The sequence below is a fragment of the Promicromonospora umidemergens genome, from assembly GCF_024171995.1.
Classification (GTDB): Bacteria; Actinomycetota; Actinomycetes; order Actinomycetales; family Cellulomonadaceae; genus Promicromonospora; species Promicromonospora umidemergens.
In genome coordinates this window covers 22,838-30,167 of sequence record NZ_JAMTCT010000035.1, presented here as the reverse complement: position 1 = coordinate 30,167, position 7,330 = coordinate 22,838, and the positions used below count along the sequence as shown (strand labels likewise).

Genomic DNA, 7,330 nt, shown 5'->3' with positions numbered 1-7,330 from the left:
CGGCCTGACCGGGCTGGCATCCTGGGGCTCGTGGACTACTACGCCGACGCCGAGGGCGGCCGATACGTCGCTGCTCCTGACCACGCCGACCTCGTCGGACTCGTCCGCGAGCTGAACTCCAGCGACAACACGTTCTTCGTCGTGTTCCCCGACAACGAAGAACTCGAGTGGGCGATCTCCGTCCACACCCGCCGCGGGCTCCTGGGCGGCTACGAGATCGAACGCGAGGACCCTGGCACCGGCGAACACACCACGACCACCGCCGCTGACCCGAGCACTATCGCTACTGATGTCCTGGAATGGGCCAGCCGCCGCTGACCCATTCCGAAACACGCCCTAGGCGGCGAGCTCCTGGACTGGTGCGGCAACCGGGCCTACGAAGAAGGCGCACGCTGGCTACGCCTGGACGCCTGGACAACCAACCACGCCCTGCACGAGTACTACCGGAGCCAAGGGTTCGAGCACCTACGGACCGTAGAGCGCGCCGACTACCCCTCTGGTGCGCTCTTCCAGCGCCCAGCCCGTCCCGCCATCACGCCACGCCTCACAAGAGCCTGACGGGCGGCTTCGCCCCAATGACCCCGACAGTTGGTCGGCGGTAGTAAAGGCAACACCAGCGCTCTCATGGTCCGCCGCCACCACGAGCTCGTTCGTAATCAATTCCATCGACCGGGACGGTGGACGAGCAACCCCACGACCGGGCCCCAAATGTGGTCGGTGTGCGCAGGCCCGGGCAACGGGACTTGGCTGTACCTCGCGGCCGGCGAGGAACTGCCCGAGGTGCGGTGGTCGCAGAGCACGGCGAGTTCTAAGTGATCGCCGTGCGAGTCTCCGTCTTGGTGCGGTACGCCCGTCCCAGAGTTCGCAGTGCACTGCCAGTAGCGTCCATGAGGATGGCCAGGACCCTTCCGTTGAGGCGTCCGCCCTTGAGGCCGCATGTCCCGACGCACTGATGCAGTTCGGCGACCCGCTCGGCGCCGAGCACCTTGTCGACGCGTGGGTGCAGGAGCACCTCGCGCGCCGCGTACCCGTCGTGCGCTTCGAGGGCCTCTAGCGCGGTGCGGTGCAGGACGTCGTCGGCCAGCTGTTGATCGTGGGAACAGACAAGGACGCTCGCGGTGACGCCGAGGCGCGCCCGGTAGTGCGGTCGTTCGGGGTGCCCTTCGGCGGCGTCGTACAGGGCGAGGAGGTTCTCGATCGCGGTCGAGCAGTCAGTGGGGGCGGCGAGAAGCAACCTGAGGCAAGCGGCGACCTCGTGCTCCCAAGGTTCGCTGAGCTCGGCGTCGGCCAAGACCTCCCGGGCGGCCTTTGGGTCGCCTTTGAGCAGGTTGTCGATGACAGTGATCTGTCGTCCTTCGAACAGATGCAGCCCGATCCCGTTGTAGGCATGGACGAGGCGGGCGGCGTCGGCCCACCGGCCGGCGAGGGTCAGGGCCTTAGTGCCGTCGGTGAGTAGCTGGAGCCAGACGAACGTCACGAGTTCCTGCCGTTCGGTGGCCGGCCCGTGGAGGGTCGACAGGGGCAGGGTGCGGTCATCGACGGTGACGTCGGTGTTGTGCTGCACGCCGCGCAGCAGACTGACCAGGATGGTCAGGGCCGTGTCGCCGTCGGCGGCGCGCATTCGCAGCCGGGCGAGGTTGGTCGCTGGTCCGAGCAGTAGTGGTGCGTCGGCGTAGGCGACGGGTCGGTCGTGGCTGAGGTAGGTGTCCAGGTGCTGGTGGCAGAGGTCCTCGGCGAGGGCTGCGTCGCGGCAGTCGGAGGCGATGAGTGCGGCGAGGTTGAGCAGCGCGGCGGCGCTCTCTGCGGTCTCACGGTCGGGGGGCGCGTCGCGCAGGTTCTTGGCCTGGTCGGCGATGTCCGCGACGCGTTCTGGCAGGGGTGGGCAGGCGGGCCGGGCCCAGGCCACGAGTGGGAAGCGACGGACAGCGGCGTCGAATTCCATCGTGGTGTGCGCGCCGGCGGCAGGCGTGGTGCCCGTCGGTGTGGTCAAGAGTTGTCTCCGGGGAGCAGGGCGTGGACGGCTGCACCGGCGAGGGCGGTCTGGGCGCCGACGGACAGGTCCAGGCGGTTCCAGTGGAAGATCACGACCTGGGCCAGCACCGAGCGCAGGCCACGTTGTAGGTGCCCGGTGCTGGCCAGGTCCGCCAGCTGAGACCCCGCGGCCTGGAAAGCGGTCATCCACAGTTCCAGGTGATCGCCGACGATCAAAGCGAGCTCGGCCGGGTCGGGGTGGGCCAGCAGGTGCGGGCGCAGCGCCTCGGCGAGGTGGCGCACCTCCTCGGCCCTTTCGACCGGGACCGGCGGGCGCAGGGCGGCGACCTTGGCGAACATGTCCCCGGTCTCGAACATGTCCAGGCGCGCACCACGGGCCAGGCCAGCCAGGGCGAGAACCGACGTCTCCCTCGAGCCCAGACCTTTCGGCCCGGCGCGGTGAGCCAGGACGCCACGGGTGTCGGCGCAGAACAGGTCGTGCACACAGATCGCCGCTGCGGCACCGCCGAAGGCCGTCGTCTCGGGCTCGTACACCGACCACGTCCACTCCGCGATCACGCCGTCGGCCCGCAGCACGTCCAGGGAGCGAGCGAGCGCGGCCCGGTCGGCGTCCAGCAGACGGATGCGCCACCCGGGAGGCTTGTTCAGGAACCACCATCCCAGATGGGCGCCGTCCTGCCCGAGGTCGTCGAGCGCGCGAGCAACCTCATCGCGCGCAGCATCACTGGGCAGGGAGATGTTGGCCTGGGTCCACCGGGAGTCACCGCTCGGGGTTAGGGCTGCCAGGCCAGCGGTGGTGTATGCGTCCACAGCATCGGCGAGCACGTCGGAGGCGATGCCGTGCCGATCGGCCGCCTCGGGCACTGATGCGGTCAGGGCGTCCATGACCGCGGCAGCCAGGGGTTCGGAGCGGGTCAGCTGATCAGCAGGCATGCGTCCCATCCAGAGGTAGGTGGTCGGTGGTGGTGCAGGGTCGAGGCGGCCAGGTCGACACCGGAGCGCCCGGTCAGGAAGCTCCGATCGCCGCCGCCCTCGCCGGGGGAGTCGGCGCCGTCGATGGTGGCGCTGCGGGCCAGGTACGGCGCGACGGCGGTCAAGCGGTCGGCGATCGTGGTGTCGATGGCGTCCAGCGCGGCGCGGTAGGCGGTTTGGTGCAGGCCCGCGATCCCGTGGCAAAGGCCCGGGTCGGTGAGCCGCTCGATCTGCTCGCTGGTCAGTGCGGAGGCGATCGCCGCCTCGGCCGTGGCGCGTCGGGTGTGGTCGCCGGTGGCGATGGCGCCGATCTGGATGGCGCGGGCGATCCCGGGGGCGCCATAGCACCACGACACGCGGGGCGGGTGCGAGTCGGTGGGTCGTCCAGTGCGCAGCTCGTCGCGGGTGAGCCACTGCGGCCACCAGGTGCCGCGCGGGCCGTTCTGACGCCACTGGTCGAACCAGTTCAGGAGTGCCGCGATCGCGTCGAGCTGCCCGTCCACGATGATCCCTCGGCGGGCCGCGGTGCCGAGCAGAGCCAGGAGCGCTGCGGCGCCGTGAGCCATGCCGAGGTTCGCGTGCCCGCCCGGGGTGGGCGCGGAAGGGTCGGGGTCGTGGTCTACCCACCACCCGGGCAGCATGATGTCGTCTCGGATCCGTGGCTGGGCCAAGTCGACGACGTAGTGCAGGACGTCGGCCAGGACGTCGCTGCTGGGACGCCGTAGGAGCAGTAGGGCGCCGAGCCCGGTGAGCCCGTGGAACAGGTCGTACTCGGCGAACTCGGGTGCCGCGTCGGAGGCGGAGCGGTGTGCGGCGGCGTCCAGCCGGGCCCGGACGATCCGGGACACGAGGTCGTCGAGCCGGCTCAGGGTGGCTTGGCCGCGTGGGCGCCCGTCCGCCTGTGCGGTGTGCAGGATGAACGTCAGAGCGGGCGCGCCGTAGAACAGCCCGGTGTGCTGGGCGGCGTCGACCGGTGTCGTCGCAAGGGCGCGCAGGCCCGCTCGGGCCTGGTCCCAGGTCGCTGCCCCGGTCATCGCGTGCTCGATAGATAGCAGGACCAGACCGGCACTGTCCTCGGCCAGCGACTGCGACGAGACCCCGGGCGAGGTATGGGCGGTGGTCTGATTTAGGATCGGGGCGCTCATCGGTGTACCCCGGCCCTCTCAAGTGCGACGAGCCGTTGGGCGGCCCGGCGTGCGATCAGACGAGTGGTCCGCTCCGTGTCCGGGTCGACACCCAGGGCGCGGGCGTGGTGGTCGCGCCACAGCGCTTGGACTACGGTGCCGAGCACGGGGCCGCTGGTGGCCGTCAGGGTCCGGTAGGTGGTCAGGGCGGTTCGTCGGGTCGCCCAGGCGTCGGCGACGGTGTCGCCCCCCGCTGCGCGTAGCTGCTTGTGCTCGTCCGTCGGGTCCGCGAACGAAAACGCGGCTTCGACAGCGTCCCGGTCGAGCTTGCCCGGGGTGTGCGGGACCGTGTCCAGCACGAGCCGGTATCCGGCCGCAGTGCCGCCGGTCAGGTCGGTGGCCAGTGCGACGAACGAGGCCGCCGCCAGACCCTGCCCGGATACCGGAGTGTCGCGGGCGAGGCGGATCTGTTCGACGCTCGCCAGCGCGTCGGCAGCGGAGACGTCGTAGGCCGCCTGCAATGCGGGTCCGGTGCCGAAGACGCCGGTCCGCGGGTGATGGGCGTGCAGGCTTGCCTCGCACGGCAGCCCCGCAGCAGCCACGTCCTCCAGGACTCGGACGACAACCGGCAGCACCTCCGAGGCCGCCAAGGGGTCGCCCAGATCGAGGGTCATCTGCAGGTACTGGTCGCGCTCGGGCAGGACCAGGTCCCGCAACCGGGTGAACCACCAGCGGTGCGGGTGCGTGGCAGCCACCTCGCGGGCCAGGCGAGGCAGATGGTCGGTGATGAGCTGGTCGAACCGCGCAGGACTGCCCGCGATCCGCACCGCGACCACCCCCTCACTCAGCAGACCCCTCGGAGGGCGGCCAGGAGCGGGCCGGCTCACCGAGGCCAGTCCCGTAGCGGTGCGGTCTGGGACTGCGCGATCCGTGGCGCCGCGGAGCATGTTGGGTGGGAGGCGGTCGGGCGGGTCCTTGGGCGTCATTGGTGCCACGACCTCGGCAGGGCGTCCGAGCCACCCATCACCGTCAGGGATCTGCTCGTGGAACTCGACGACGTCCTTGCCCGCGGTCAGGTGCTCCAGCAGGTGCCGGTCCAGCGGCTGGTCCAAGTCCAGCGGTAGGTGCGTGCCGTCCTGTGCCAGCACGACCCGCGCCGGCACCCGGTGGCGAGTACGCCAGGCGTCGAACCGGTCCCACCACGAGCCGCGCCCGCTGCGCTGCTCGTGGTTTTGCTTGGTGAGCTGGCCGGTGTGCAGGATCCAGCGGGCAGGGGCGAGGATCGTGCGTCCGTACCGCAAGCGCGGAGTGTGGTCCAGGGTGCGGGCGGCTCCGAAGTCGAAAGGGCGGAACACGATCGATCGCGCGTCGGAGACCTCGGCAAGGAACCGCACCAGCGGCGGCGTGCGTGAGGTCAGCTCCAGGGCGTGCGGGAACACCGGCACGACCCGGCGCCCGGTCGAGGCCTGCACGAGGTAGAGCTGCTCGTCGTCACCGGTCACAGCCAGGTCGTGCATGCCGATGCGGGTGGCGGGGCCGTCGTAGTGCTCGTCGAGGACGATCACGTGATCGGTCAGGACTGGTACGCGAACCACATTGTCGGCGCTCTCTCGCCGCGGCCGGAAGACCAGCTGCGCCACGACCGGCCGGTCGGGCGCGGCCGCAGGCTGGCGGACGTGGCGCGCCAGGTTGTCCTGGCCGACGGGGTCGAGCAGGTGAGCGAACCGACCGGTCATCGTGGTGCACGACTCCGGTGCCGCGGTGACCAGCAGCCGGAAGTCTCCACGCGACAGCGCGTCCGGTGACGAGGTGTGGATCGTGAAACCGAGCTCGCACCGGGCCGGGGGTACCGCGGTCTGCGGGTCGCCGACGGTGAGCGCGGCGACGTCGGCCTCGGTCAGGACGACCTCGTCCGTGCCGTCCAGGGCGGCGCGGTGCAGGCGGTTGAGCACGACGGAGTCACGGTCGGTGATCTGCCGCCATGCCGGCCGTGTCCGGGGCGCGCCGAGGAAGCCGGTCGGGTAGCCGAGGCCGGCGTCGGAGAGAAGGTCGGTGACCGGGACCGGGGTCGCGGTGCCGTAGCGGGCACGGAACCGGGCGTGGTAGTCGAGCCAGCGCACCGCACCGAACGGCTCGGTCGACAGCCGCAGCAGCACCGACGCGGCGCGCTCGGCCTCCCGCACCGCCGACGCCGGGAGTGTGAAGGCGCCTTCGAAGCGCGTGTCGATCGCGATCAGCGTGGTTGCCTCCGGGGTGACCTCACGCATCTGAGCGGTCAGTGCTTCACGGCGCCTGGCTGTGCCGCCGTCGGGCGCGTTGTACTCGTCGAGCAGTTCCCCAATGCGAGCCAACGCTGCCCGGGCCGGCGCCCCTACGGCTTCGGCGAGCGAGAGGAGATCGTCCAGACCGTCGCTGGACGTGGAGGCCGGGACGGCGGAAGAGATGAGGAACCCCCGGTCGATGAGGGTGTCCAGCAGGACGCGCAGCCGGGTGCGGCGGACCTCGTCGGCCTGGGTCGCCCGCGCGAGCCGTTCGGTCAGAGCTGTCAGTGCGACGGGTTCGCGGGCGGTCGTCAGTGCAGCGCGCACCAGAGGCGTGGCACGGATCGACACGTCTCGTAGCGTGGTTCCCCGACCGTCCCCGACCAGCCGCGGCTCGAGCAGGATCCGGCCATCACGCTCGACGGCAAGCGGGTTCGCGGTGACCATCAGCCGCGCGGAGAGATCGGTGCCGCCCGCCAGGCCGGCAGCGGTCAGGCGGAGCCATTCAGCATCCGGCCGCGCAACCGGTCGCCAGGCCGCGAAATCCTGTGAGGCGGTGAGACCTGAGGCGGAGGAGGCGGAGTTCGGTACGGCGGTAGTGACGCCGGCGAATAGCCCAAACGGGGTGCAGCGTTGCTGCCACCGGATCACGTAGGTCGCCAGACTGCGCACGGCGCGCCGCATCACACGAGGCTCGGCGGCACGAGAACCAACAGCATCGGGTAGGACAGTGCCGGAAGCGTCGATGACAGGCGTGGCCAGTAGCGTCGTGATCCGCTGGGTCAGGGCTGGACTGGCGACCGTGACCGCCTCACGAAGCCCGTCGTGAGCCCAGGCTGTGGCCAGCCAGCCCAGCAGGTCGGGCGTGGGAGCCGTGGCGAGGTCAAGTCCGGCAGGGTCAGGCAGGTCAGTGGGGGCGGTGGATGCCCGTACGAGCAGCGGGCCGGTGTTGCGCAGTCGCGTGGGCATCGGGCATCCCTC

General features: G+C 70.9%; 5 protein-coding genes. 1 reads left to right on the top strand and 4 read right to left on the bottom strand.

The annotated features are described in order from the left end of the window. On the top strand, positions 1-318 hold a 318-nt coding region (locus APR04_RS28830; RefSeq protein ID WP_253877805.1), incomplete at its 5' end, for a hypothetical protein. Positions 319-808: 490 nt separating this feature from the next. Here APR04_RS28830 and APR04_RS28825 read toward each other — a convergent pair. The 4 genes from APR04_RS28825 to APR04_RS28810 are packed head-to-tail and all read right to left on the bottom strand — an operon-like array spanning position 809 to position 7,318. Further along, complete coding sequence (locus APR04_RS28825; protein WP_253877797.1) at positions 809-1,990, bottom strand: hypothetical protein; 1,182 nt, start codon at positions 1,988-1,990, stop codon at positions 809-811. Further along, positions 1,987-2,925 carry a thiopeptide-type bacteriocin biosynthesis protein gene (locus APR04_RS28820; protein WP_253877795.1) on the bottom strand — a complete coding sequence of 313 codons (939 nt, stop codon included), beginning with the start codon at positions 2,923-2,925 and terminating at the stop codon, positions 1,987-1,989. Before APR04_RS28820 ends, APR04_RS28825 begins: the two co-directional genes overlap by 4 nt. Further along, a complete protein-coding gene (locus APR04_RS28815) occupies positions 2,907-4,109 on the bottom strand; it encodes a lanthionine synthetase C family protein (protein WP_253877793.1) in 1,203 nt (400 codons plus the stop codon). Before APR04_RS28815 ends, APR04_RS28820 begins: the two co-directional genes overlap by 19 nt. Further along, the gene (locus APR04_RS28810; protein WP_253877791.1) at positions 4,106-7,318 is read right to left on the bottom strand and encodes a lantibiotic dehydratase; all 3,213 of its coding nucleotides are present in this window, start codon (positions 7,316-7,318) and stop codon (positions 4,106-4,108) included. Before APR04_RS28810 ends, APR04_RS28815 begins: the two co-directional genes overlap by 4 nt. Positions 7,319-7,330: the final 12 nt, after the last annotated feature.